The 569-nt window shown below is 44.3% G+C and carries 1 protein-coding gene; it reads left to right on the top strand.

All coding sequences use genetic code 11. The annotated features are described in order from the left end of the window. Positions 1-277 precede the first annotated feature (277 nt). Positions 278-569 (top strand): FAD-dependent oxidoreductase (locus A3761_RS28305; RefSeq protein ID WP_231881096.1); only part of this gene is annotated, 292 nt, incomplete at its 3' end.

Raw genomic sequence — 569 nt, 5'->3', positions numbered from 1 at the left:
TTTATTATCGAAGTAATAATTGACCATGCCCTCTGTACAGCCACCGGCTTCGGCGAACTTAATCATGGTTACCTTGTGAATACCATAATTAGCGATGGCTTCTACCGCCCCTCGGGCAATGGCCGCGCGCCTTTCTTCATGATCTACAATTTTCGGCATACTCTTTTGAACCTATAAACAATAACAACCTAAACTATCCCGATAGTATATTAAATATTGATCAATATTAATAATTCATGTTAAAAATATTATCCAGTATTTAAAAGAGGTGTTCACTGTGGGTAAGAAACGTTATAAGACAACTAGGCAAGGCCTGAACCGACGCAGCATCCTAAAAAATGGGTTGGGGGCTCTCGGCGCAGTCGCCCTAACTGCCGGGGGGAATAGCGTCAATGCTACAGCTAGCAAAGATTCCACGGATAGAGAAATCGACAAGTATGACTATGATGTCATTGTTATTGGTGGTGGCTTTGCCGGGGTTACCGCTGCCCGTGAGCTCAGGCAAGCTGGGCTATCAGTACTAATATTAGAAGCTCGTAATCGCCTTGGTGGGCGTACCTTTACCGTAA

The sequence above is a fragment of the Oleiphilus sp. HI0123 genome (assembly GCF_001635315.1).
The sequence above is the reverse complement of the archived record's forward strand: the minus strand, read 5'-3'. Positions and strand labels throughout refer to the sequence as shown.